General features: G+C 61.3%; 19 protein-coding genes. 10 read left to right on the forward strand and 9 right to left on the reverse strand.

Features of this window, described 5'->3' with window-relative positions; all coding sequences use genetic code 11:
- Window positions 1–254: 254 nt before the first annotated feature.
- Entirely contained in the window at window positions 255–1,988 is a 1,734-nt protein-coding gene (locus tag PHW99_RS08330; protein ID WP_300175614.1) for a hybrid sensor histidine kinase/response regulator, read from the reverse strand.
- Window positions 1,985–2,647, reverse strand: coding sequence for a response regulator transcription factor (locus tag PHW99_RS08335; protein WP_300175615.1), 663 nt, complete (start codon window positions 2,645–2,647; stop codon window positions 1,985–1,987). Before PHW99_RS08335 ends, PHW99_RS08330 begins: the two co-directional genes overlap by 4 nt.
- A gap of 923 nt (window positions 2,648–3,570) precedes the next feature.
- Here PHW99_RS08335 and PHW99_RS08340 point away from each other — a divergent pair.
- Together PHW99_RS08340 and queF are read left to right on the forward strand one after the other, a co-directional pair.
- On the forward strand, window positions 3,571–3,969 hold the full coding sequence (locus PHW99_RS08340; RefSeq protein ID WP_300175616.1) for a hypothetical protein: 399 nt from the start codon (window positions 3,571–3,573) through the stop codon (window positions 3,967–3,969).
- Window positions 3,970–4,145: 176 nt separating this feature from the next.
- Window positions 4,146–4,991, forward strand: coding sequence for an NADPH-dependent 7-cyano-7-deazaguanine reductase QueF (gene queF, locus PHW99_RS08345; protein ID WP_300175618.1), 846 nt, complete (start codon window positions 4,146–4,148; stop codon window positions 4,989–4,991).
- A 61-nt stretch (window positions 4,992–5,052) separates the two neighbouring features.
- Here queF and PHW99_RS08350 read toward each other — a convergent pair whose 3' ends face one another.
- From PHW99_RS08350 to dinB, 3 genes are read right to left on the reverse strand one after another with little or no spacing between them, the layout of a single operon-like run.
- Window positions 5,053–7,308 (reverse strand): EAL domain-containing protein, encoded by a 2,256-nt coding sequence (locus PHW99_RS08350; RefSeq protein WP_300175620.1) that lies wholly within the window; start codon window positions 7,306–7,308, stop codon window positions 5,053–5,055.
- The gene (locus tag PHW99_RS08355; protein WP_300175622.1) at window positions 7,301–8,935 is read right to left on the reverse strand and encodes a methyl-accepting chemotaxis protein; all 1,635 of its coding nucleotides are present in this window, start codon (window positions 8,933–8,935) and stop codon (window positions 7,301–7,303) included. The genes PHW99_RS08350 and PHW99_RS08355 overlap by 8 nt, the downstream gene beginning before the upstream one ends.
- Window positions 8,936–8,971: 36 nt before the next feature.
- A complete protein-coding gene (gene dinB, locus PHW99_RS08360) occupies window positions 8,972–10,180 on the reverse strand; it encodes a DNA polymerase IV (protein WP_300175648.1) in 1,209 nt (402 codons plus the stop codon).
- Window positions 10,181–10,345: 165 nt separating this feature from the next.
- Here dinB and PHW99_RS08365 point away from each other — a divergent pair, with 165 nt between their 5' ends.
- Complete coding sequence (locus PHW99_RS08365; RefSeq protein WP_300175624.1) at window positions 10,346–13,033, forward strand: bifunctional acetate--CoA ligase family protein/GNAT family N-acetyltransferase; 2,688 nt, start codon at window positions 10,346–10,348, stop codon at window positions 13,031–13,033.
- 31 nt (window positions 13,034–13,064) lie between these two features.
- Here the strand turns inward: PHW99_RS08365 and PHW99_RS08370 are convergent, their stop codons facing one another.
- Entirely contained in the window at window positions 13,065–14,219 is a 1,155-nt protein-coding gene (locus tag PHW99_RS08370) for an alpha-hydroxy acid oxidase (RefSeq protein ID WP_300175626.1), read from the reverse strand.
- A 195-nt stretch (window positions 14,220–14,414) separates the two neighbouring features.
- Between PHW99_RS08370 and PHW99_RS08375 the strand changes: the two genes are divergently transcribed.
- Together PHW99_RS08375 and PHW99_RS08380 are read left to right on the forward strand one after the other, a co-directional pair.
- Window positions 14,415–15,560 carry an FAD-binding oxidoreductase gene (locus PHW99_RS08375; protein ID WP_300175628.1) on the forward strand — a complete coding sequence of 382 codons (1,146 nt, stop codon included), beginning with the start codon at window positions 14,415–14,417 and terminating at the stop codon, window positions 15,558–15,560.
- Between the two features lie 45 nt (window positions 15,561–15,605).
- A complete protein-coding gene (locus PHW99_RS08380) occupies window positions 15,606–16,007 on the forward strand; it encodes a glycerate kinase (RefSeq protein WP_300175630.1) in 402 nt (133 codons plus the stop codon).
- Window positions 16,008–16,032: 25 nt separating this feature from the next.
- Here the strand turns inward: PHW99_RS08380 and PHW99_RS08385 are convergent, their stop codons facing one another.
- From PHW99_RS08385 to PHW99_RS08395, 3 genes are all read right to left on the reverse strand, one after another.
- Entirely contained in the window at window positions 16,033–16,740 is a 708-nt protein-coding gene (locus tag PHW99_RS08385; protein WP_300175632.1) for a VOC family protein, read from the reverse strand.
- Window positions 16,724–18,772 carry a methyl-accepting chemotaxis protein gene (locus tag PHW99_RS08390; protein ID WP_300175634.1) on the reverse strand — a complete coding sequence of 683 codons (2,049 nt, stop codon included), beginning with the start codon at window positions 18,770–18,772 and terminating at the stop codon, window positions 16,724–16,726. Before PHW99_RS08390 ends, PHW99_RS08385 begins: the two co-directional genes overlap by 17 nt.
- A gap of 89 nt (window positions 18,773–18,861) precedes the next feature.
- The gene (locus PHW99_RS08395) at window positions 18,862–19,437 is read right to left on the reverse strand and encodes a methylated-DNA--[protein]-cysteine S-methyltransferase (RefSeq protein ID WP_300175636.1); all 576 of its coding nucleotides are present in this window, start codon (window positions 19,435–19,437) and stop codon (window positions 18,862–18,864) included.
- A 466-nt stretch (window positions 19,438–19,903) separates the two neighbouring features.
- Here PHW99_RS08395 and PHW99_RS08400 point away from each other — a divergent pair, with 466 nt between their 5' ends.
- The 5 genes from PHW99_RS08400 to PHW99_RS08420 form a co-directional block, all read left to right on the forward strand.
- On the forward strand, window positions 19,904–20,989 hold the full coding sequence (locus tag PHW99_RS08400) for a hydrogenase small subunit (protein WP_300175638.1): 1,086 nt from the start codon (window positions 19,904–19,906) through the stop codon (window positions 20,987–20,989).
- Between the two features lie 23 nt (window positions 20,990–21,012).
- The gene (locus tag PHW99_RS08405; protein WP_300175640.1) at window positions 21,013–22,869 is read left to right on the forward strand and encodes a nickel-dependent hydrogenase large subunit; all 1,857 of its coding nucleotides are present in this window, start codon (window positions 21,013–21,015) and stop codon (window positions 22,867–22,869) included.
- A gap of 34 nt (window positions 22,870–22,903) precedes the next feature.
- Complete coding sequence (locus PHW99_RS08410) at window positions 22,904–23,506, forward strand: HupE/UreJ family protein (protein ID WP_300175642.1); 603 nt, start codon at window positions 22,904–22,906, stop codon at window positions 23,504–23,506.
- A 36-nt stretch (window positions 23,507–23,542) separates the two neighbouring features.
- On the forward strand, window positions 23,543–24,286 hold the full coding sequence (cybH, locus tag PHW99_RS08415) for a Ni/Fe-hydrogenase, b-type cytochrome subunit (protein ID WP_300175644.1): 744 nt from the start codon (window positions 23,543–23,545) through the stop codon (window positions 24,284–24,286).
- Window positions 24,287–24,290: 4 nt separating this feature from the next.
- On the forward strand, window positions 24,291–24,892 hold a 602-nt coding region (locus PHW99_RS08420), incomplete at its 3' end, for a HyaD/HybD family hydrogenase maturation endopeptidase (RefSeq protein WP_300175646.1).

A 24,892-nucleotide genomic window follows, 5' to 3' on the forward strand; every position in this document is an offset into this window, starting at 1 on the left:
CAGCGTGGCGGATGCTGCGCACACGTCATTGATCTACCCGGCCAAGAGTGGTACTGTCACCCAAGGCGGCACGGTCACCATCACGATCAACCCGTCTGCCTCGCCGATCACCGTGAACCCGGCCACACTGCCGACCCTGACCGCCGGCACGCCGTTCTCGCAGACCCTGAGTTCCAGTGGTGGCCGTTGTCGCATGGTCGCGTCATCGTGCCGCCCAGAGGAGACAGTAGGGGTGAGGTTCCTGGGTTCAAGCCTCACGCAGGATGGAGCCAGTTTGACAGTATTGTGTGTAGTACCCCTGGGTCCAGCGGTTTGTGCAGTACCGTGTAACCTTCTTCTTCGGCCTGGGCCAATTCGGGGGAGTGAAGTTCGCCGCTGACCATAGCACCACTGGCTGTGGGGCAGCGTGCGAGCAAAGCACGCAAGACATCGAAACCACTTGGGCGTGAGCGAAGTCTTTGATCGCAAAAGATGGCTTGTGGCACAAAGCCGGCGTTCAGCCAATGCATCGCCTCAGTCGCATCACCAGCGTATCGGCCTTCGATGCCCCAGCTTGTGAGCAAAGCTTCCCAGGCAGAACGAACCTGTGGGTCATCATCCAGTATTAGGCAGCGTCCCGAAAGTCGCGCGAAAGGTGTATACCCACTGGTCTCGAGTCCGGGCTCCTGTTGTGCCAGTTTGAGCCAGAATCGTGAACCCCGACCCAGATGCGAGCGAAAGCCCAGTGAGGCACCCATGCGCTGCGCACACTCTGCCACAACGGCCAGACCCAAGCCGAGCCCGGCGCTGTCGATACGTTGGGCCTGTGGGTTGCGATAGTAGGGCACAAAGATGTGCTCGCTTTCGCTGTCAGCAATGCCTGAACCCGTGTCACAGACTTCGATCTGCCACTCTCCACCACGCGAACGCAGACCGATCAGGATGCCACCCTGTGTGGTGTAACGCAGTGCGTTGTGCACCAGATTTAACAGTGCCTGGCGCAGGAGCATTGGATCGGTCTGCACTGCTGCAGCGCGTTCGGGTGTGTGCAGTCGCAGCTTTAGGCCACGCTGTGCAGCCTGCTCCCGAAACAGCGTGACCACTTCTTGCAGCAACGGCTGCAGAGTGACCCGCCCTTGCTGTGGCGTGTGGCCGGACTCCAATCGGGACAGGTCGAGTAGTGCGTTGAACATCAGATTCAGCGATCCCATGCCGCTGCGCAGGTCCTGGAGTAGCGGGGTAGCGGCGGGGTCGCGGGTGCGCCGGGTGATGGCCTCTACCAGCATCATCATGGCGTGTACGGGTTGACGCAGGTCGTGGCTGGCGGTGGTGAGAAACAGGTTCTTCTCACGTACGGCTGCTTCGGCGCGCTCGGTGGCCAGGCGGAATTGCTCGCTCAATTGGCGACTGCTTTCCTCCAAGTGGATCTGCAAAACCAGAAAGCGGTGTGTACCCCATGCATGCCGCAGGCTCAGTAGGCAGAACACAATGGCAAATGCCAACACAACAGGCCAGATGCCAGGAAACAGCGCCGGGACAGTGAAGATGGCTGGTACCCAGATGCCAGCCAAAAGGGTCATAAAGCAAGGCAGTACAGCGGGCAAATACACGGCCGAGCCCATGGTCACCCCGCACAGGGCGATGTAGAGCGCCATGGAAAACTCCAGCGATGGCTGGGTGCCGACCAGGATGACCGGTAGTGACCAGCCTATTCCGTAAATCAGGCCACCGATTGTCATCCGTGTGCGCCAACGGCGCACCATCGCCGAAGCATCGTGAAGTTGTTGGTCAGCACGGAAGCTCCGGCGCATCCAGACCAGCCCCAGGGCAGCCAGCGCCATGACAACCGTCCAGGCGAACAAGGGTGATGTCTGTCCGGTCTGTTTGCTGTGCAGCCAAGCCAGCAAGGCTGGCAGAGTGAGCAAGGCGACTTCGGCCGTGTGTCGGCTGGCGATCAAATCCAGCAGCCGCACTTGCGCATTGATCGAGAGTTTGTCCAGCGTCGTCATCGTGATGATTTTTGCAATGTCAGACGCCGCTCTTGCATGAGGGTCATCAATTCAACGCGGTTGGACGCACCCATGCGCTGAAGTATGGCGGTGATGTGTTCCTTGACGGTGCTCTCCGTGATGCCAAGCATAAGGGCAATACGTTTGTTGGGCAGACCACGAAGAACGAGTGACAAGATGTCCCCCTGGCGTGTGGTCAGACCCAGTTCAGCAGGGCTGACTTCCCAGCGGCGCAGGGTCACATTGGCAGTGCCAGTGGCAGGTTCTGGGTACCACTGTCCGCCAGCCAGCACAGTGGAGAAGGCGGCGTCGAACACATCGGAGGAAGCCTGCTTGTGCACAAACCCCTGGGCACCTGCAGCACGCACCCGCTGCACGATCCGGGGGTCATCGTCACCACTGATGGCAAGCCAGATGCCATCAGGACATACGCTGCGCCATGTGTCAAAGTACGATAGGCTGTTGTCATCAGCCAGCCACACATCAGCCACAAGAAGAAGCGGACAACCCTGCACGAGCTGTTGCGCCATGGCACCCACCCAATTTGTGGCCACCGAGACGCTCAGACCTGGAACAAGGGCCTGCAGGTACTGTGCAATCCCTCGGGCGACCAAAGGATGGTCGTCCAACACGATGGCGTACGGATGGGGGTTGAGCATTTTCCTGGGGCGGTGGGGTCAATCATCATGCTAACGTAGTCGTCAGCTGGCAAGACTGTATACATTTTTTTACTTGGTGGTGACCGGCGAAGATCGGGCTGTCTGACAGACCCTTGTACACCGGTGGACGAGGGGCAGGAAAGATGTTTTTGTGGTTTTGAATGTTGACCAACCCGACCACGGTAGGGTTCCCGACGTGTCCAATCAAATCAACAATGCCGCCTTTGTCAGGAAGGGAGTACGGCATGATGCCCATTTGGAAAACAGGTCTTGGAATGGTTGTGATTCTGTCAGCGTCACTGCTGACGGCATGCGGCGGTGGCGGTAGTACAGCCGCCGATGGCAACAGGTCATCTCCGGATGGCGGCGGGACTGGTACACCACTCACGGCAGGTGTAGCGGGAGTGATTGGAGACTGGTTGGAAAATGGCTGCAACAGTACCGGTCCCCAGTCTTTCAAAAATCTGGTTCGTGTGGGCCAGGTTTCAGCTACCAGCGTGACCTGGGCCAATGGCGTTTACAGGTATGGCAACGGTAACTGCACGGGGCTGGGTACCCTGATTGGTCCCACGCTCATGGGGGGCGTCGTGTTCTCGCGCTCCGAATCCAACACCAATGTGGCTGCCAACTGGGGGCAATTCACGGCGGTGAACAACACCAGATCAGCCGTGATCTGGGCCAAGAGGAGTGAAGCCGTCTTGTGTCTGTTGGGGGACGAATCACCGTCTATCCAGCCCACCTTGTCAGACGTGTCTGCAAGTTTGTCCATCCTGCCTGTGCCAGCTTGCTTCACGAAGCAGTCTTGAGTTCTGGTGGGTCATGCACCTGAATACCACTCGCGTGCTGCGCGGGAAATGTAGCGCACAGTTCATCTGTGTTATCGGAAATCCAGTTGGATCGTATTGAATTTGAAAGGGAACAAAATGAACAGTCAGCTTGTTAAATTGCCACATCGGCTTGGTGTCTTGATTTTTCTGGTTTTAGGCATAGGTGGATGCGCTGCTACGATCAGCAAGGAAGGATTGGAGCAACGTACTGCACAGGCTCTGGGTCGTGAGGTTAGCACCTTCACGATATCGGACATCGGCGAGGAGACCGGTGGCCGAACCAATTACACCGTGAAGACCAATGACAATGTGACTTATCGCTGTTACCAGTATTCTCCGACTGGTTTCCAGAAGGCCATCTCGTTTGGGCAGATACCGAACTCAGATGCGATTTGCACGCCCATGGTTCGTGCAGGTTCTGGTGCTGCCTCGACTGAAGGACGTCGGCCAGCGGGAACATGTAATGCCTTGCTTAAGTCCGCAGGACGGTGTTGAGCAGGTTGGGGCCAAGGAACCATTCAAGCTCAGGCTGCTTTTGTCGCGGCGTTACTTGTGACCGTTGTGCTGGCGCTCGGTTCGAGGCGAGTCTAAAATTCCGCCGCCTTGGGGTTATCTTTTTTTTGAGCTGACCTGAATGCTCTGAAGTACGGTGCCCCTTTATTGAATAGCCGATGACGCCACATGAACTATCCCCGTTGGGACTCCCGACGGCTTACGCTGACCAGTACGACGCCGGCCTGCTGTTCCCGATCGCCCGCCTGCCGCAGCGTGAGAAGCTGGGGCTGGGTGACAAGCTGCCGTTTTTGGGCGCTGACCTGTGGACCGCTTATGAGTTGAGCTGGCTCAATCCACGTGGCAAGCCGCAAGTGGCGCTGGCGCACTTCACGGTGCCGTGTGAATCGTGCAACCTGGTGGAGAGCAAGTCGTTCAAGCTTTACCTCAACAGCTTCAACAACACCCGTTTTGCCGACGCCGCTGAGGTGCAGGCGCGCCTGCGCACCGACCTGACCGAAGCCGTCTGGCGCGGCGATGTGGTGCAAAGCAGCGTCGGGGTCAAGCTGGTGGCGGCAGAGGTGTTTGACCGCGAACCCATTTATGAGCTGGACGGCCTGAGCCTGGACCGGCTGGATCTGGACTGTGACCGCTACACCCCGGCCCCGGAGCTGCTCAGCGCGGCTTTTGACGAAGCCCCGGTGTCCGAGGTGCTGACCAGCAACCTGCTGCGCAGCAATTGCCCGGTGACTGGCCAGCCCGATTGGGGCAGTGTGCAGATCAGCTACTTTGGCCCGCAGATCGACCAGGCCGGCTTGTTGCGTTACATCGTCAGCTTCCGCAACCACCAGGGGTTTCATGAGGATTGTGTGGAGCGCATGTTTCTGGACATCCAGGCCCGCTGCCAGCCACACAAGCTCAGCGTCTATGCGCGCTACACCCGTCGCGGCGGCCTCGACATCAACCCGTTTCGCAGCAGCTGGCCACAGCCGCTGCCACCACAGGTGCGCAACGCCAGGCAATGATTTTGCTATATTTTATATAGCTATTGATGACCATTTGATGTGGGCTAGAGCCCCATTTTTCTTATAAAAATGGCAGCTGTTCGGGCGGCGTGGGGCGACCGAACAGATAACCCTGGAAGGCGTCGCAGCCCATGTTAATGAGCAGGTCGCGCTGTTCGGTGGTTTCCACGCCTTCGGCAATGACTTTCATCCCCAGACTGTGGCCAAGTGCCACGATGGTGCGGGCAATCACGGCGTCATTGGGGTCGGTCAGCAGGTCACGCACAAAGGACTGGTCAATTTTGAGCTGGGCCAGTGGCAACACCTTCAGATAGGACAGTGACGAGTAGCCGGTGCCAAAGTCATCCAGCGAGAAGCTCACCCCCATGGCCTTGATGGCATTCATCTTGGCAATCACCGCGTCCACATTCTTGACCAGCATGCTTTCTGTCAGCTCCAGCTTGAGCTGCGTCGGGTTGGCGCCGGTTTTCTGCAAGGCCAGCGCCACTTGTCCGACAAACTGCTCCTGGGCAAACTGGCGGGCACTGACATTGACGGCCACGGTCCAGTGGCCGGCCACCGGGTGCTGCGCCCATGCTACCAACTGGGCGCAGGCTGATTCCAGCACGTACTGGCCCAGCGGCAGGATCAAGCCGTTGTCCTCGGCCAGGGGGATGAATCGGGCCGGCGACACCAGGCCGTGTTTGGCGCTGGCCCAGCGCACCAGGGCTTCGGCGCCGGTGGGCTGGCCTTGGGTATTGACCTGGAGCTGGTAGTGCAGGAGGAATTCATGCTGTTCGAAGCCGTGGCGCATGTCCTGCTCAAACTCTGCCCGTGCCAGCGCCTGGGCTTGCATGGTGGGGTCAAAAAAGCGCACGGCGTTGCGGCCCGCCGCCTTGGCCTGGTACATCGCGGCATCGGCCTTCTTGATCATGTCGTCGCGGTTTTCCGTGCCCTCCAGAAACACCACAATGCCGATGCTGGGGGTGCTGGTGTAGGTCACGCCAAACAAGGTGTAGGGTTCACTGAGCCGGCTGGCAATCTTGCTGGCGATGTTCTTGGCGTATTGAGCGGCCTCATCTGCCGTCACGGCAAAGGTCTCCAGCAACACCATGAACTCATCACCCCCCACGCGGGCCACGCTGTCACTCTGGCGCACACAGGACTGCAGCCGCTCGGCCACCTGTTTGAGCAAGGCGTCGCCGACATCATGACCGACCAGGTCATTGATGTGCTTGAAGTGATCCAGGTCGAGCAACATCAGTGCGCCATATTGGTTCTGGCGTCCGCTGGCCAGCAGGGCCTGCTGCAGCCGGTCCAGCAGCAGGCGCCGGTTGGGCAGACCGGTCAAGGCGTCGTAAAACGCCAGGTGGTGGATGGTCTCCTCGTCGGCGCGGCGCTGGGACAGGTCATGCGCCACCACATAGACCGCCGGCGCGCCGTCGTACACAATGGCCGCGCTCTGGATTTCCACGGTCACGGTGCTGCCATCCAGGCGCAGCAATTTTTCTTCACGTGCAGGCGCATTCACACCGGTTTCCGTGGCTATTCTGGCGCGTTCAAGGCCAATTTGCAGGTCATCCGGATGCAGGAAATCGGCAATGTGCCGCCCCAGCAGTTCATCGGCGGATCGGGCTCCCAGCATGGTGACGGTAGCGGCGTTGACGTAAAGGATCACGCCATGGCGGTGCACCGCCACGGCCTTGGGTGACCATTCCACCAGGGTGCGGTAACGCGCTTCACTCTCGCGCAGGGCTTCCTGCTGGGTCGCCAGGGTCTGCGCCAATCGATGGTGTTCAATGAACAGCCCGAGCAGGTAGGCACTGTGCTGAATGGCCAGCATGCCCTGTTGGTCGGGCGAACGGGGTTGCCGGTAATAGTTGGCAAACGTGCCGACCACCTGACCTTTGGTTGAGAGAATGGGCACCGACCAGCAGGCGCGCAAGCCGTGTGTCAGGGCCGGTTCACGGTAGCCCTGCCAGAGTGGGTCGGTGGCGATGTCAGAGACGATGACGGCCTGACGCGTGAACGCTGCCGTGCCGCAGGAGCCGACCGATGGGCCGACGGCCACCCCATCAATGGCCTGGGAATACGCTGCGGGCAGGCTGGGGGCTGCGGTGTGACGCAGATGGATGCCGTCCGGGTCCAGCAGCAGCACCGAACACAATACGCCAGGAAAGCTGGCTTCGTAGCTGCGGGTGTAGGTTTCCAGCAGGGTGTTGAGCGGGGTATCGGTGGCGAGCAGTTCCAGCAGGTGCAGCTCACCTGCCAGATACTGCTGCAGCGAGGCGGAATGCCAAATGGCGTTGGCCCCGCCCGCACGTGCCGATTCAGGCATACGAGGGCAGTGCAGTCAGCTGCTCAGGCTGGGTCAGGGACAGTTGATTGCTGGGGGCACCGAGCAGTTTGAAGGTGTCCACCAGGCCAGCGAGTTGGTGGGCCTGCTCACTCATGCTTTGGGCGGCAGCGGCTGACTGTTCCACCAGTGCCGCGTTTTGCTGGGTCATTTGATCAAGCTGGATCACGGCGCTGTTGACATCCTGAATCCCCTGGTTTTGGGTGCTGGCCGCAGCGGTGATTTCGCCCATGATGTTGGTGACGCGCTGCACCGATGCCACGATGTCGTCCATGGTCTTGCCGGCACTGGCCACCAGTTTGGCACCGGTTTCGATGCGTTCGACACTGGCACCAATCAGCGTCTTGATTTCCTTGGCCGCGTCGGCCGAGCGCCCAGCCAGACTGCGCACCTCGCTGGCGACCACGGCAAAGCCGCGGCCCTGTTCACCGGCACGGGCGGCTTCCACGGCCGCGTTCAGGGCCAGGATATTGGTCTGGAAGGCAATGCCATCAATCACACCGATGATGTCGCTGATTTTTTGGGAGCTGACGTGAATGTCATTCATGGTGTTGACCACCTGCGCCACCACCGTGCCGCCACGTGCGGCCACCTCACCGGCCGAGGTGGCGAGCTGGTTGGCTTGCTGCGAAGCCTGCGCTGACTGCTGCACGGTATGGGTCAGCTGGTCCATGCTGGCGGTGGCATGTTGCAGATTGCTGGCGGTTTGTTCGGTACGCAGGCTCAGGTCATGGTTGCCGGAGGCGATTTCGGCGCTGGCTGTCGAGATGCTGTCAGTCGCCTGGCGCACCTGGCCGACCAGGCTGGCCAGTGCGTTTTGCATGTCAGCCAGTGAGCGCAGCAAATGGGCTGCTTCGTCCCGGCCTTCGGTGTTGATGTGTTTCGTGGTCAGGTCACCCTGGGCAATGGCCCTGGCTACTTGCTCGGCCTGGACGATGGGGCGACAGATGGAATTCATGTTCAGCACGGTGATCGGCACAATGATCAGCAGAATCAGCAGGGTGATACCGGCAATCAGCCAGATCACGCGATGAACCGTGGTTTGCAGCATCTGCTGGTTGTTCTCGGTGGCTTTTTTCAGCTCGCTGGCCAGACTGTGCAACGCGGTATTGGCACGCTCAAACAGGGGATCGAGTTTGGCGATGGTGGCTGCAGCCACCTGGGCTGACGGAAACCCCATGCTCTCCAGCTGTTTGGCCATCGGGGCAAATTCCGTGTTGAACTGACGCAGGTCATTGAGTATCTGCGTCAGTTTGGTGCGTTGGGCATCTTCGGGCAGCAGCGGGGTGAGGACCTTGGCCGACTTTTCAATCTGGTTGAAAGCCGCCAGCCAGGCGTCCTTGTATTTGGAGGCCTCCACCGTATTCTCGTATTGGATGACCATGTTTTTCTCACTGAGCCGCAGGTCACTCATGGCCTGCTGCAGACGGGCCACCTCGGCCATGGAGGACACATCCTGGTTGACCAGATGCGAGGTGATGTTATTGGCATACAGCTGCGCGGCCACGCCAATCGCACCCACCAGGGCCAGGGACACGGCGACCACGCCAACGGCGCCCCACATACGAAAACGAATGGTCATGCGACGCATCAGCGCATCAAATTGCATACTGTCCTCCAACAAAAATAATTTGCGTACCAGGCCTCAGAATAACTGCTGCTCGATCGCTATGGTATTGATAGTTTCCCGAGCTTCATTTTGATTCAGCACGAGTGGATTTTGGGGGCCGTGACCAGTATCTTCATCGATTTTTTTCAGCGACCCAACACGCACGCCCAACAGACGCAGGCGCTGTTGCAGAGGGACACGCTTGAGGCACTGGCCAGCCATCTGGCGGATGATAGCGGCATCATTGATGTAGTCCTGGATGGTCTGGTCGCGGGTCACACTCTTGAAATCGTCGTAACGCAGCTTGATGCCGATGGTTTTGCCAGCATACCCCTTGCGCTGCAAATCGTCCGCCACCTGTTGGCATAGCCGGGTGAAGATGACGCCAAGCTCGGCCTTGTCGCGGACCGCGTGCAGGTCACGGTCAAACGTGGTTTCGCGGCTGATGGAGACCGGTTCGCTTTCCAGTACCACCGGCCGGTCGTCCCGCCCATGGGCGGCGGCAAACAGCCAGCTCCCGGTTTTCTGGCCAAAGTGGTCCATCAGCCAGTCCACATCCCGCTGCGCCAGTTCGCCAATCGTCTGGACGCCCAGCGTGTGCAGCTTTTCGTCGGTTTTGGGACCAATGCCGTTGATCTTGCGGCAAGCCAGCGGCCAGATACGCTGTTGCAGCTCGTCTTCAAGAAGAATCGCGATGCCATTGGGTTTGTTGAACTCACTGGCCATTTTGGCCAGCAGTTTGTTGGGCGCCACACCGATGGAGCAGGTCAGTCCGGTTTGCTGGAAGATGGTTTTCTGGATCAGGCGGGCCAGCACCCGGCCGCCGTCGCGCTGGCCGCCGGGGACATGGGTGAAGTCGATGTAGACCTCATCGACGCCGCGATCTTCCATCAGTGGTGCGATGTCCAGGATGATGTCCTTGAACGCCCGCGAATAACGCCGGTACTCGGGAAAATCCACCGGCAGCAAGATGGCCTGTGGACACAGCTTGGCGGCTTTCATCAGGCCCATGGCCGAGCCGATGCCAAATTGCCGGGCCGGGTAAGTCGCGGTGGTGATGACGCCGCGGCCGGTGTAGTCGCCCAGGCGCGGAAATTCGGTGATGGCGATCTGGCTGAGCGGGCGGTCACCGTGGGCCTGCAACAGGGCGTTGTCAGCCGTTCGCCGCTCGCCGCCAATCACCATGGGCAGGCCTTTGAGCTGCGGGTAGCGTAGCAATTCCACCGACGCATAAAACGCGTCCATGTCCAGATGGGCAATACGACGGATCAGGCTAGGCGGCACGGTGGGCAGGGTGGTGGACTCAGGGTGCCCGAGGATAACGCCGGTTCATGATGAAAATCAGCTGGATCGGGGGCGGTGCAGGTTAAGCTCGACATTTCGACGCGTTCGTCGTCATGAGGTAGTTTCATGGACAAGCATTTTTTGACCTCTTTGTTTTCGCCTGGCTCCATCGCGGTTTTTGCCGGTAAACCGGATGAGCTGGCGTCGCAGACCCCCCAGGCCCGCGTGCTGTACCAGGCCATCACGGCGCAGCGTTACAGCGGCAAACTGGTTTTTCTGGACATCCACGCCAGTGGCACACTGGCCGATCTGGCCAGCACCCATGCGGATCTGGCCATCATTGCCCTGCCAGCCAATGAAGTGGCCGCTGCGCTGGAGATCGCCGGACGCATCAAGTGCCGTTCGGCCCTGGTGATCTCCAGCGGCATTGATGCCGCCCAGGCCGCCGAGCTGCACAAGATGGCCACACGCGATGGCGTTTACCTGCTGGGCCCGAACTGCCTGGGTTTCCAGCGGCCACAGCTGCAACTCAATGCCAGCGTGGCGGGACCGCTGGCGTCAACCGGCCCGCTGGCGCTGGTGTCGCAGTCGGGGGCCCTGACCGCATCCATCCTAGACTGGGCTCGCAAAAATGCTGTGGGCTTTTCCACCGTGGTGTCGCTTGGCCCCAACACGGCGGTGGACATGGCGCAGGTGCTGGACTTCCTGGCTTCGGACGCCCAGACCCACAGCATTGTGGTGTACCTGGAAGGGATTACCAATGCCCGGCGTTTCATGAGCGCCCTGCGTGCTGCGGCCAATGCCAAACCGGTGGTGGTGCTCAAGGCCGGGCGCAAGCCGGCGGGTAACCGCGCGGCGTTGACCCATTCGGGGGCCATCGTGGGCAGTGACGACGTGTTTGACGCCGCCTTGCGGCGCGCCGGTGCCGTGCGTGTGCGCTCTTTTGTGGCACTGTTTTCGGCAGCCAAATGCCTGGCCTCGCGTTACAAGCCGGTAGGGCGGCGCCTGGCCATCGTGACCAACGGCGGTGGGCCGGGGGTGCTGGCGGCAGACTGGGCCAGTGAGATCCAGCTGGAGCTGGGGCGCCTGACCGCCGAGCAGGTGGCAGACCTCAGACCGGTGATGCCCGCACTGGCCACCTTCAGTGACTTGATGGATGTGTCGGAAGATGCTGGTCCCGAGCAGTTTCGGGCGGCAATCGAGGCCGCCAACAAGGCTGCACAAATTGACGGCATCCTGGTGATTTATTCACCCAAGAGCGGGGTAGACGGCGACGCCATTGCCAAAGCCATTGCCGATTTCAACCGCCAGGTCAGCAAGCCGTTGCTGAGTTGCTGGATGGGGGATGCTTCGGTTGGCGAGGCCCGCAAGATCCTGAACGACGCCGCCATCCCGACCTTTCGTACCCCGGAAGCGGCGGTGGGGGCATTTGGCAACATTGCGTCGTTCTATCAAAACCAGCAGTTGTTGCAACAGACACCGCCACCACTGAGCGACTTGGCCACCCCCGACGTGGAGGGTGCCCGACTGCTGATTGAAAGTGTGCTGGCCGAGCGACGCAAGGTGCTGACCGAGATGGAATCGAAAGCACTGCTGGCGGCCTTTCACATCCCCGTCACCAAGACCATCCTGGCGCGCAGCCCCAACGAGGCCATGATGATTGCCACGCAATTGGGCTTCCCGGTGGCGCTCAAGATCGATTCGCCCGACATCAGCCACAAATCCGACGTGCAGGGCGTGGCGCTGAACGTGCTCAGCGCCGTTGCCGTGCGGGACACCTATCTGGGCATGATCCAGAACGTGACTCGCCTGCAGCCCAATGCCCGCATCAACGGGGTGACGGTGCAGAACATGTCCAGCCAGAAGCGCGGGCGTGAGGTATGTGTGGGCCTGGTGACCGACGACCCGTTTGGACCGGTGATTGCCTTTGGCGCCGGCGGCACGATGATCGAACTCATCAACGACCGCGTCATGGAGCTGCCGCCGCTGAACCAATTTCTGGCGCGTCGGCTGATCGAGCGCTCGCGGGTGGCCGAAACCCTGGGCGCTTGGCGTGGTGCACCGGCGGCCCATATCGAGGCGCTGGAGCAGATCCTGCTGCGGGTGTCCGAGATGGTGTGTGAGCTGCCGCAGCTGCGTGAGATGGATATCAACCCGATCATCGTGGATGAATCGGGCGCGCTGGCGGTGGACGCCCGCATTGTGGTGGACAACGCGGCGCCGTCGGTGCGGCATTACAACCACTTGGCGATCCTGCCGTATCCGTCGCAGTACGAGCAAGTCTGTCCGATGGCCGGTGGCGGCGAATACATCGTGCGCCCGGTGCACCCGGACGACGCCCTGATGTTGCAGGCATTTGTGCGCGATCTCTCGCCCGAGAGCCGTTATTTCCGCTTTGTGTCGAGCATGCAGGAGTTGCCAGCCACCATGCTGTCGCGCTTCACCCTGATCGACTATGACCGGGAAATGGCGCTGGTGGCCCTGCATACCGAGACCAGCATCGACCCCCAGGGGCAGTCGCAGGAAACCACGCGCATCGTAGGTGTGTCGCGTTACATCACCAATCCAGATCGTGCCACCTGCGAGTTTTCGCTGGTGGTGGCCGACGAGTTCAAGGGGCGTGGGCTGGGCTCAAGGCTGATGCTCTCGATCATGGACTTTGCCCGTGAAAAAGGCCTGACCGAGATTGAAGGCCTGGTGCTGGCCAACAACCCCAACATGCTCAAACTCATGCGTGGGCTGGGTTTTGCCATCAAGGCCTTCCACGAAGACCCCGACTTCAAGCTGGTGACACACCAGCTGCAAGCGTCCTGACCGCTGAGTCTGGCGTGCCAGACTCAGGAGCCTACTGCGGGTAGGTGCCGGGCAGCAGAATGCCCAGGTCCACTTTTTCGATGTTGGTGTGACCGCAAAACGCCATGGTCAGGTCGAGTTCCTTGTGGATGATTTCCAGCGCCTTGGTGACACCGGCTTCACCCATGGCCCCCAGGCCATACAAGAAGGCGCGGCCAATGTAGGTGCCGCGGGCACCCAGGGCGCGGGCTTTGAGCACGTCCTGCCCGCTGCGGATGCCGCCGTCCATGTGCACCTCGATCTGGCTGCCGACCGCGTCCACGATGGCGGGCAGGGCGGTGATGGAACTGGGTGCGCCATCGAGCTGGCGACCGCCATGGTTGCTGACGATCAGCGCATCGGCGCCGGAGTCCACGGCCAGCCGTGCATCTTCCACGTCCTGGATGCCTTTGAGGATCAGCTTGCCGCCCCAGCGTTTTTTGATCCACTCGACATCGTTCCAGCTCAGCGCTGGGTCAAACTGCTTGGAGGTCCATTCACTCAAGCTGCCCATGTTTTCCACACCTTTGACGTGGCCGACGATGTTGCCGAAGCCATGCCGCCTGGTACCCAGCATGCCCAGGCCCCAACGTACCTTGGTGGCCATGTTGATGATGTTGGTCAGGGTGGGCTTGGGTGGTGCCGACAGGCCATTGATCAGGTCTTTGTGCCGCTGGCCGATGATCTGCAAATCCAGCGTCAGCACCAGCGCCGAACAGTTGGCCGCCTTGGCGCGGTCAATCAGGCGTTCGATGTAGTTGCGGTCTTTCATCACATAGAGCTGAAACCAGAACGGATGGCCGCCGGTCTCCTGGGCCACGTCTTCGATCGAGCAAATGCTCATGGTTGAGAGGGTGAACGGGATACCGAATTTTTTCGCCGCGTTGGCAGCCTTGATCTCGCCATCGGCGCACTGCATGCCGGTCAGGCCGGTGGGGGCAATCGCCACCGGCATGGCCACCTTCTGACCGATCATGGTGCTGGCGGTGCTGCGGTTTTCCATGTTGATGGCGACACGCTGGCGCAGTTTGATTTTCTGGAAATCCTCGCTGTTGGCGCGGTAGGTGGATTCGGTCCACGAGCCGGAATCGGCATAGTCATAAAACATGCGGGGCACGCGTTTTTGCGCCAGCACGCGCAGGTCTTCGATATGGGTGATGACAGGCATACAGGTCTCCTATGAGTGGTGGGCATATTACGGGGCGGCGGGGCGCGATTCCGTGAAAAATGGCCAAATGGGCATGAAAATATTTGTGCTCAGCGTGGCTGACCGCCGCCGCGGCTGGTGGTGGTACCGGTCTGTCCATCATGGACGATGGCTGGCTTCGGGGTGTGGTGCCCCTTTTTTTATCGAGGTTGATTCATGCAAAAAACAGAGGTTTTGATCATCGGCGCGGGCATGGCAGGTGCATCCGCGGCCTATTTCCTCGCGCCCCACTTGTCTGTCACCGTGCTGGAGCGTGAGTCGCAGCCGGGTTACCACGCCACTGGGCGCTCGGCGGCCCTGTATTCCGAGACCTACGGCAACGCCGTGGTGCGGGCCATCACCACGGCGTCCAAGGCGTTTTATGAGCAGCCACCACAAGGGTTTTCACCCTATCCGCTGGTAACACCGCGGGGGGCGCTGAGTGTCGGCGGGGCGGATGACCATGACGCGATGCGGCAGTCGCTGGCTGAGCGGCAGGCACTGGTGCCCAACATCGCCTGGTGGAGCCAGGCAGAGGTGCTGCAGCGGGTGCCGGTGCTGCGCCCGCAAGCCGCTCGGTACGGGGTGTTCGAACCCGATGCCATGGACATGGATGTGCATGCCATTCACCAGGGCTTTTTGCGCGGTGCCAAGGCTGCTGGTGCATCGCTGGTGTGTGATGCCGGGGTTCGGACCATCACGCGCGAGGGTGAGGGCTGGCGCGTGGAAACCCCGGCCGGGTGTTTCTGGGCACCGCTGGTGGTCAATGCGGCAGGGGCCTGGTGTGACGAACTGGCCCGCCTGGCGGGGGTGAGCCCGGTAGGCTTGCAGCCCATGCGGCGCACCGCCTTCACCTGTGATGTGCCGGCCGGGCATGACACCAGCCACTGGCCGCTGGTGATTGATGCCAAGGAAGGTTTCTACTTCAAACCCGATGCCGGCATGTTGCTGGTGTCTCCTGCCAACGAAGACCCGGTGGCGCCGCAGGATGTGCAGCCCGAAGAGCTGGATGTGGCCATTGCCGTGGACCGGATCGAGACCGCCACCACGCTGCAGATTCGCCAGGTCCGGCGCAAATGGGCCGGATTGCGTTCGTTTGTGGTGGACAAAACCCCGGTTGTGGGGTTTGCCCCGGATGCACCGGGCTTTTTCTGGCTGGCCGGGCAGGGGGGCTATGGCATCCAGACTGCGCCAGCCATGGGTGAGCTGGCTGCTGCGCTGGTACGGGGGCTGGCGGTGCCGGCGGCCTTGGCAGCGCTGGGGGTGACCGCAGACGCCGTGTCTGCCGCGCGGCCGGCGCTGGGTGTCCGCGCTGTCTCGTGAAGCACGCCACGGGCTGGGCGGGTCCAGTCCGGGGACAATAGCGGCATGCAATGGCAAAAAATTCTGATCCCGCTGGCCTGTGTCGCCCTGGTGCTGACCGGGTACCAGTCCTATGGTTGGGCCGGCGTGGCGGCGGCTACGGGCGCTTTGATGATGTGGCTGCTGCTGCACTTTGGCCGCATGATGCAGGTGCTCAAGCGCGCCGCCCAACGGCCGATCGGCTATGTGGACAGTGCCGTCATGCTCCATGCCAGACTTCGGCCCGGCCTCACGCTGATGCATGTGGTGGCCATGACCCGGTCGCTGGGCGAGCCCCAGAGCCCCAGGGACAGTCAACCCGAGCTGTTTCGCTGGACGGATGCTTCGAAGTCTTATGTGACGGCCGAATTCCATGGCGGCAAGCTCAGGACCTGGGAGCTGGTGCGGCCAGCCCCGGCACCGGTTTAGGCGCCGGATCGCGCTGCGCGGTGTCTCAGACCCCGTGGCTGTGAAGCTGGACCACCCCCTTGGGGGTATGCAGGGTGGCAGTGAGATTGACCGGGCCGGTTGCCAGCGTGACGCCGTCCAGGCCGATGGCGTCATAAGCGGCTTGCAGCTTGCTGGCCGTCGGGTGGGTCACGCTGATGCCCTGCAGCGTCACGCCCGAGCGCGGCAAGCTGTTTCTGGGGTGCAGGCGCAGCGGTTCGGCGGCATCGGGCTGGCCCCACTGGATCAGGCTCGGCAAGGTGCCGTTGAACAGGCGCTGCCCATCTGCGCGCACGGTGATCTGCCACTGCAGCAGGCCGCGCCGGGAGTGGCGGCTGGCATGGACGACCGGTCCGCGGTCGATGCCCAGGGTTTTTAACGCGGTACGGGCTGCCTGGATGTTGTCGGTATTGGCGACAAAATGCACCAGCCGCGGTTCGACGGCCACGGCGGCCTGCAGCGCGGCGTCGTCCATGTCAAACCAGCGCCGGGCGGCGTTTGGGGGTGGCCATTTGGCCTCCGGGTTGATGGCGATGATTTCAAAATAGGCCAGGGGCTGGCTGGGGGTGGCGATTTTGAACAGGCGGTTATGGGTGCCGAACTGTGCATGCTCACCACCCGGGCCCGGTGTGACGCCGAGGGTGGCCTCACACCATTGCACCCCTTGTTCCAGCGTGGCGGCGACGATGACCAGATGATCAATTTGGGTTTTCATGCCCTGACGATAGCATCTGCCGCGGCAAATGGCCGGATGGCGCTGCGCCCTCCAGGGTAAATGTGGCGACCATGGTTTTTAATCCGGTGGCAAGTTCTTCCAGATGATGGGCTGAAGCCACGGCCTGGGCGACCAGGCTGGCGTTGTGTTGGGTCATGTCTTCCATCTCTCGGATGGTGCCATGGACCTGTTCGATCCCCCGACTTTGTGACACGCTGGTGCTGGTGATCTCGGCCATCAGGTCGGTGGTGCGTTGAATGGCGCTCACAACATCCTGCATGGTTTGCCCGGCGCGGTCCACCAGGGCGGTGCCGGTGGCCACCTTGGTCACCGAGTCGGAGATCAGCGTGTTGATTTCCTTGGCGGCGTCCGCCGAGCGTTTGGCCAGGCTACGCACTTCGCTGGCCACCACTGCAAAACCGCGGCCCTGTTCACCGGCGCGTGCTGCTTCCACCGCCGCATTCAGCGCCAGGATATTGGTCTGAAAGGCAATGCCATCAATCACTGAAATGATTTCGGCAATTTTTTGCGAGGCGGCATGGATGTCCTGCATGGTGTGCACCACCTGGCCCACCACTTCGCCGCAGGACACCGCGACCTGTGAGGCGTTCTGGGCATGCTGGTTGGCCAGGCGGGCGTTGTCCTCACTCTGCTTGACCGTGGTGGTCAGTTCGTCCATGGTCCGGGTGGCCTGGGTCAGGTTGCTGACCTGGTCTTCGGTACGTTCACGGATGTTGGTGTTGGCAGAAGCAATGTCATTGGCCGCGTCGCTGATGGTATGGCTGGCCCCTTTGAGCTGCACCACGATGGTGTTGAGCTTGTCGATGGTGTGGTTGGAATCGGCCTGGAGTTGTCCCAGGGCGCCGGTCAGCTTCAGCTGGACCCGCCGTGCCAGGTTGCCCTGGGCCAGAGCTGCGAACACCTGGCCGATTTCTGTCACCGCGTTGCGGATATTGCCCAGCGTCAGCAGTGCCGCCATGGCAACGGCCAGCACACCAAACACCACCAGCACCAGCAGATAAAAGCCGCGGTCGCTGTCGGCCGAGGCGCTCTGGATCACGCTTTCCGGCAGGTAATAACTCAGGACCCAGGGGCTGTCACTCTGCACATTGAGCGTCACGTGGAAGGTGTTGCGGCCTTCTTCCCCCTGCGCCAGCAGTTTGGGTAAATCGGGGTTGCGACGGTCCAGGATCTGGATGCCATAAGCCGCATTGGTCAGCATGAACCGGGCCGGCTGCGGCAGGCGCCACCCGGTTTTTTTCTGGTTGGCGGCATCTTCTGCGGTGACGGGCACCAAGGGAATACCCATCAACGTGGCCTCGATCACGTTGCTACGCAAGATGCCGGAGATCACCCCTTTGAACTGCTGGGTCCTGGCGTCAAAAAACGGCACGGAATACAACAGGCCATGGGTTTCCTTGTCATGGCCACCGGATTTGGAGAGGTACTGGCTGTTGTCACAGGTCCGCATCATCGGTGAGGCAAAGGCCGGTATGCGCTGCGGGTCGGTGAAGTTGAAGGTGGCGTAGGTTTTTTTGATCAGCGCCATCTGCTGGGGAAAGTAGGCGTATTCGGCGGTTTCGTCTTCCTGCGGGGCATCCGGGTTCGGGGCGGCAGCGGCCTCCAGTTCCTGGGCCCCAAACACCAGGGTGTCGTACATGAAGAAGGGGACCTGCCCCTTGCCGGCATCCAGGTTGTCGAGCACCGCATAGACTTCCGATACGCTGACATTGACGCGCAGGTTGTTGTAGAGCTGCTGGACGGTTTCCTGCCCTTCTGCAGTGAAACGGCCGGTGTCCACCACGTTTTCATTCTCGCTGGTGCGGTTGCCGCCAGAGATCGCGCGCACGCTGGGCAGCAGGGAAATGGTGCGCAGGTTTTGGTACAGACTGCCAAACAGCGCCTCGACCGCATGCTGCCTGGCGCTGACTGCCGTGGCCACATGCGACTGGATGAATTCCTGTTCCAGCGTTTTCTTGCCAGCCAGATGCCACACCCACATGCCGATCAGGATCAGCACAGCCAGCCCCATCAGTAAGGCTGCTTGAAGGTATTGATGTCGATTTGGAAAACCCATGTTTGTTTGCCTTCTTCGGGATGATTCGTGGGAACCCAGGGAGCTTACGACAGCGGTGTGTCCGCAGGGTCATCAAACAGACCCGGTCCGTTGAAACGGGCGTGTTCTATCTGCAGCAGGCGCAGCTTGGCACCGATGCCGCCATGCGCCGAGAAACCGCCGGCACGGGTACCCGCCGCCAGCACCCGGTGGCATGGCACCACCGGGGCGAACGGATTGGCGCCCAGCGCCTGGCCCACGGCGCGGGCGGCGCCGGGTTCACCCAGCAGGCGAGCCAGTTCGCCGTAGGTGATGGTTTCTCCCGGGGCCAGGCGGCGCGCCTGCCGATACACCCGCTGATGAAAGGGCGGCACGCCGTCCATGTCGAGCACGATGTGGGACAAATCCGTCGGCGTTTTCGGCGCGCCGCCGAGCAAGGCCCGCACGGCGGCCATGGCCTCCTGTACCTGGGGTGGGGCGGTGGCGCTTTCCTCACACCGGGGAAACCGGCGCTGCATACGCGCGCGGGTCGCTGCCGCGTCCTGTTCGGGCAACTGCACGCCAGTGAGTCCGCAGGCGCTCCAGGCCATGCCGCAGTGGCCGATGGGTGTGTCAAACAGAACGTAGGCTTGAGTCCGCATGGTCGAAATCGTAGATCAGTTTGCATTCGGCGGTTGCCTGGAGGGGGATCCCCTTGGTCAGGTGTGCCATTGGGCCAATCTTAAAGGTTTTTTGGCCTCTAGCCCGCACAAAATATGCTTAAGTAGCTATAAATAATGTAGCAAAAATGCATTGATGAAAAGTGTTGCCGGCGGTCCGGTGCTGGCAGCGTGTGCGGTGGCGGGCCTGCAATGCTGGTTGCCACCTGGGCTGTCAATCTGCAAGCGTGGTAACCACCTGGCCGGGCCGCCCTAGCGGCAGGCGGTGGATGCTGGTGCGGCTTCAGCATGGTCCCCAGACGCAAATGCACCTTCCCGCGATGGGCTTCTAGGGGTTTACACGCAGGTGTCGACTTCTGGCACAAAACTTGTGACAAAGCCAGCAGCAAGTCGATGTCTGCCGGTGTGACAGCCGCCTTCCAAACCACCGATAACGAGGAGAAACACTGTGGAAACGTTTTATGAGGTCATGCGCCGCCAGGGCATCTCGCGGCGCAGTTTGCTCAAGTACTGCTCACTGACGGCCACCTCGCTGGGACTGGCGCCCTCGTTGGTGCCGCAGATAGCACACGCCATGGAGACCAAGCCGCGCACGCCGGTGTTGTGGCTGCACGGGCTGGAGTGCACCTGCTGCTCCGAGAGCTTCATCCGCTCGGCCCACCCGTTGGCCAAGGACGTGGTGTTGTCCATGATCTCGCTGGACTATGACGACACCCTGATGGCCGCCGCCGGGCATCAGGCCGAGGCCATCCTTGACCAGATCATGACCAAGTACAAGGGCAACTACATCCTGGCCGTGGAAGGCAACCCGCCGCTCAACGAAGACGGCATGTTCTGCATCCAGTCCGGCAAGCCCTTCATCGACAAGCTCAAGCACGTCGCCAAGGATGCCAAGGCCGTGATCGCCTGGGGTTCCTGCGCCTCCTGGGGTTGTGTGCAAGCCGCCAAGCCCAACCCGACTGCCGCCACGCCGATCCACAAGGTCATCACCGACAAACCCATCATCAAGGTGCCCGGCTGCCCGCCGATTGCCGAGGTGATGACCGGTGTCATCACCTACATGCTGACCTTCGACAAAATCCCCGAGCTGGACCGCCAGGGCCGTCCGAAGATGTTCTACAGCCAGCGCATCCACGACAAGTGCTACCGCCGCCCGCACTTCGACGCGGGCCAGTTTGTCGAAGCGTTTGATGACGAATCGGCACGCAAGGGTTATTGCCTCTACAAGGTCGGCTGCAAAGGCCCCACCACTTACAACGCCTGCTCCACCGTGATGTGGAACGAGGGCACGAGTTTCCCGATCAAGGCCGGCCACGGCTGTATTGGCTGTTCGGAAGACGGCTTCTGGGACAAGGGTTCGTTCTACGACCGCCTGACCAACATCCCGCAGTTTGGTGTGGAAGCCAATGCCGACAAGGTCGGTGGCACGGCTGCCGCGGTGGTCGGTGTGGCGGTAGCGGCCCACGCTGCCGCCTCGGCCATCAAGCGCGCAGCGTCCGCCAAAGAGACGGCCAAAGACACCACCAAAGCCTGAACCAACACAAGAGGAACAACACCATGGGTGCATACGAAACACAGGGCTTCAAGCTCGACGACAGCGGCCGGCGGATTGTGGTTGACCCGGTCACCCGCATCGAGGGGCACATGCGCTGCGAGGTCAACGTTGACAAGAACAACGTCATCAACAACGCCGTCTCCACCGGCACCATGTGGCGCGGGCTGGAGGTGATCCTCAAGGGCCGTGACCCGCGTGATGCCTGGGCTTTTGTCGAGCGCATTTGTGGTGTCTGCACCGGTACCCACGCACAGACCTCGGTGCGTGCGGTGGAAGACGCACTGGGCATCAAAATCCCGAAAAACGCCCACCTGCTGCGTGGTCTGTTTGACAAGACCTTGCAGGTGCACGACCACGTCGTGCACTTCTACCACCTGCACGCGCTGGACTGGGTCGACGTGGTGTCGGCCCTCAAGGCTGATCCCAAGAAGACTTCTGAGCTGCAGCAGCTGGTGTCGCCCAGCCACCCGCTGTCATCGCCCGGCTATTTCCGCGACCTGCAAAACCGTCTGAAAAAGTTTGTCGAAAGCGGCCAGCTCGGCCCGTTCACCAACGGTTACTGGGGCTCCAAAGCCTATGTGTTGCCGCCCGAGGCCAACCTGATGGCGGTGGCGCATTACCTGGAAGCGCTGGACCTGCAAAAAGACTGGGTCAAGATCCACACCATCATTGGCGGCAAAAACCCACATCCGAACTTCCTGGTCGGCGGCATGCCCTGCGCCATCAACCTTGACGGCAACGGCGCGTCCGGTGCGCCGATCAACATGGAGCGCCTCAACTTCATCAAGGCGCGCATCGACGAGATGAACGAGTTTGTGAAAAACGTTTACCTGCCCGATGTGCTGGCCATTGGCACGCTCTACAAACACGCCGGTTGGTTGCACGGCGGCGGCCTCTCGGCCACCAATGTGATGGACTACGGCGAATACGCCAAGGTCAACTACGACAAGCGCACCGACCAGTTGCCCGGCGGTGCCATCCTGAATGGCAAGTGGGACGAAATCCACCCGGTGGACCCGCGTGACCCCGAGCAGATTCAGGAATTTGTGACCCACAGCTGGTACAAATACGCCGACGACACCAAGGGCCTGCACCCCTGGGACGGTGTCACCGAGCCCAACTTTGCACTGGGCAAAGCCACCAAGGGCAGCAAAACCAACATCGAGCAGATTGACGAGAGCGCCAAATACTCCTGGATCAAGGCCCCGCGCTGGCGCGGCCACGCGGTGGAGGTCGGCCCGCTGTCGCGCTACATCCTGGCCTATGCGCATGCGCTCAAAGGCAACAAATACGCGCAGCGCCCCAAGGAACAGCTGGAGTTCTCGGCCATGATGGTCAACAGCGGTGTGCCCAAGGCTCTGGGCCTGCCAGAAACCCAATATACCCTGAAGCAACTGCTGCCCAGCACCATTGGCCGCACCCTGGCGCGCTGCCTGGAGGGCCAGTACTGCGCCGAGATGATGCTGGACGACTACGCCGAGCTGATCGCCAACATCAAGGCCGGTGACACCGCCACCGCCAATGTGGAGAAATGGGACCCAGCCTCCTGGCCCAAGGAAGCCAAGGGCGTGGGCACGTCAGCCGCACCGCGTGGCGCCCTGGCGCACTGGATCAAGATCAAGGACGGCAAGATCGACAACTACCAATGTGTCGTGCCCACCACCTGGAACGGCAGCCCGCGGGACGCCAAGGGCCAGATTGGCGCTTTTGAAGCGTCGTTGATGGGCACACCGATGGTCAATCCCGAGCAGCCGCTCGAAATTTTGCGCACACTCCATTCGTTTGACCCTTGCCTGGCCTGCTCCACCCATGTGATGAGCCCCGATGGCCAGGAAATGGCCAACGTCAAAATCCGCTGAGCCGCCCATTGTTAATTCGAGATTGGAGAACTTCATGAAACTGTTGACGCAAAACACCGTACGTGGCCTGAGTTTGGCCGCCCTGGGTATGGTTGCTGGGCTTGCCCAGGCTCACACCGGGCACGGCACCTCGGGCGTGGCCGAGGGTCTGGCGCACCCCCTGGGGGCCGACCACCTGCTGGCCATGGTGGCCGTGGGCATCTGGTCCGTGTCGGCCTTGCCGGAGCGCAAAGCCTGGTGGGGCCCGGCCACTTTCATGCTGACGCTGGTGCTCAGCGCTGCATTGGGCGCTGCGGGTGTGAGCGTGCCGTTTCTGGAGCCACTGATTGCCCTGAGTGTGGTGCTGTTTGGGGTCATGCTGGTGCTGAGCCGCCAGAAGATGCCGGTGGCTCTGGGGCTTGGCTTGGTGGCCCTGGCCGCCTCGCTGCATGGTTTGGCCCATGGGGCAGAAACCCCGGCGACCGGGTTTGCCGCTTATGCCGTGGGTTTTCTGGCCTGCACCGCTAGCCTGCATTTCGGCGGTGTGGCTGTGGGCTTGGGTGTGCGCAAGGCCTTGGCGGAAAAAGCCACCTGGGTGATGGCCGGTCTGGGCACGCTATGCAGTGGCGCCGGCCTGGTCCTGTTGGGTCAACTCTGAATCCGGTTGCACACCAGCAGTCACAAGGAGACCCCCATGAACACGCGTAGCGCGTCACCCATCCCGGCCGAACTTCACGCCGCCCTGCCCACGGAAGTGGAGGAGTTGTCCCACACCAAGTCGATCCGATCCACCTACGTGTACGAAGCCCCGGTGCGGCTGTGGCATTGGGTCAATGCCCTGGCCATCACCGTGCTGTGTATCACCGGCTATTTCATTGGCTCGCCCCTGCCCACCATGCCGGGGGAGGCCAGTGACCACTTCCTGATGGGCTACATCCGCTTTGCCCATTTTTCTGCCGGCTATGTGTTGACCATTGGGCTGCTGGGCCGCAGCTACTGGGCGCTGGTGGGCAACCACCATGCCCGCGAGCTGTATTCCGTGCCGATTTTTCAGCGCGCCTACTGGCATGAAATTGTGGCCATGCTCAAGTGGTATGCCTTCATGGGGCCCAGCCCCGGCCCTTACGTGGGGCACAACCCGCTGGCCCGTTTTGCGATGTTTTTTGTGTTCCTGTTCACCGCCTTGTTCATGATCTTCACCGGCTTTGCCCTGTATGGCGAAGGCACGCAGGCCGGTTCCTGGGCCAACACCTTGTTTGGCTGGGTGATTCCACTGATGGGCCAGTCGCAAGACGTGCACACCTGGCATCACTTGGGCATGTGGGTGATTGTGGTTTTTGCCATTGCCCACATCTACGCTGCCATCCGCGAAGACATCATGGGCCGCCAAAGTGTGGTCAGCACCATGATCTCTGGCTACCGCACCTTCAAGGACTGACACCGTGCAGACCAACGAGCATATTGTGGTGCTGGGTATTGGCAACGTGTTGTGGGCCGACGAAGGTTTTGGCGTGCGCTGCGTCGAGACCTTGCAGCGTGAGTGGACCTTTGCGCCGCACGTGGATCTGGTCGATGGCGGCACCCAGGGCCTGTACCTGATCGACCAGGTGCAGTCCGCCACCAAGCTGCTGATTTTTGATGCCATCGACTACGGCCTGGCCCCCGGCACACTCAAGCTGATTGAGAACGACGAGGTGCCGCGCTTCATGGGGGCCAAGAAAATGAGCCTGCACCAGACCGGTTTTCAAGAGGTGCTGTGCCTGGCCCAGTTCACCGGCCATTACCCCGATCAGGTGCTGCTGATTGGCTGCCAGCCCGAAGAGCTGGAAGACTTTGGCGGCAGCCTGCGCGAGACCGTGAAACAGCAACTGCCCGAGGCTATCGCTTTGGGGCTGGCGCGCCTGCGCGAGTGGGGTGCACAACCCCAGCCGCGCCCCACGCCCTTGGCTGAAGATGCCACGCTCACCGGAGCCATGCTGACCCTGGCGCGCTATGAGGGTGAACGCCCCAGTGTGGAACAAGCTTGCCGCATTGGCGACGAGCG

The sequence above is a fragment of the Rhodoferax sp. genome (assembly GCF_028689305.1).
Classification (GTDB): domain Bacteria; phylum Pseudomonadota; class Gammaproteobacteria; order Burkholderiales; family Burkholderiaceae_C; genus Rhodoferax.

What these genes read in the sequence shown, in the direction of transcription:
- PHW99_RS08340 (WP_300175616.1), top strand. Translation starts at nt 3,571, where the DNA reads ATGAACAGTCAGCTTGTTAAATTGCCACATCGGCTTGGTGTCTTGATT.
- PHW99_RS08390 (WP_300175634.1), bottom strand. Translation starts at nt 18,772, where the DNA reads ATGGGGCTGGCTGTGCTGATCCTGATCGGCATGTGGGTGTGGCATCTG.
- PHW99_RS08405 (WP_300175640.1), top strand. Translation starts at nt 21,013, where the DNA reads ATGGGTGCATACGAAACACAGGGCTTCAAGCTCGACGACAGCGGCCGG.
- PHW99_RS08365 (WP_300175624.1), top strand. Translation starts at nt 10,346, where the DNA reads ATGGACAAGCATTTTTTGACCTCTTTGTTTTCGCCTGGCTCCATCGCG.
- PHW99_RS08355 (WP_300175622.1), bottom strand. Translation starts at nt 8,935, where the DNA reads ATGCAATTTGATGCGCTGATGCGTCGCATGACCATTCGTTTTCGTATG.
- PHW99_RS08375 (WP_300175628.1), top strand. Translation starts at nt 14,415, where the DNA reads ATGCAAAAAACAGAGGTTTTGATCATCGGCGCGGGCATGGCAGGTGCA.
- PHW99_RS08335 (WP_300175615.1), bottom strand. Translation starts at nt 2,647, where the DNA reads ATGCTCAACCCCCATCCGTACGCCATCGTGTTGGACGACCATCCTTTG.
- PHW99_RS08395 (WP_300175636.1), bottom strand. Translation starts at nt 19,437, where the DNA reads ATGCGGACTCAAGCCTACGTTCTGTTTGACACACCCATCGGCCACTGC.
- PHW99_RS08410 (WP_300175642.1), top strand. Translation starts at nt 22,904, where the DNA reads ATGAAACTGTTGACGCAAAACACCGTACGTGGCCTGAGTTTGGCCGCC.
- PHW99_RS08385 (WP_300175632.1), bottom strand. Translation starts at nt 16,740, where the DNA reads ATGAAAACCCAAATTGATCATCTGGTCATCGTCGCCGCCACGCTGGAA.
- dinB (WP_300175648.1), bottom strand. Translation starts at nt 10,180, where the DNA reads ATGGACGCGTTTTATGCGTCGGTGGAATTGCTACGCTACCCGCAGCTC.
- PHW99_RS08370 (WP_300175626.1), bottom strand. Translation starts at nt 14,219, where the DNA reads ATGCCTGTCATCACCCATATCGAAGACCTGCGCGTGCTGGCGCAAAAA.
- PHW99_RS08380 (WP_300175630.1), top strand. Translation starts at nt 15,606, where the DNA reads ATGCAATGGCAAAAAATTCTGATCCCGCTGGCCTGTGTCGCCCTGGTG.
- PHW99_RS08330 (WP_300175614.1), bottom strand. Translation starts at nt 1,988, where the DNA reads ATGACGACGCTGGACAAACTCTCGATCAATGCGCAAGTGCGGCTGCTG.
- PHW99_RS08350 (WP_300175620.1), bottom strand. Translation starts at nt 7,308, where the DNA reads ATGCCTGAATCGGCACGTGCGGGCGGGGCCAACGCCATTTGGCATTCC.
- cybH (WP_300175644.1), top strand. Translation starts at nt 23,543, where the DNA reads ATGAACACGCGTAGCGCGTCACCCATCCCGGCCGAACTTCACGCCGCC.
- queF (WP_300175618.1), top strand. Translation starts at nt 4,146, where the DNA reads ATGACGCCACATGAACTATCCCCGTTGGGACTCCCGACGGCTTACGCT.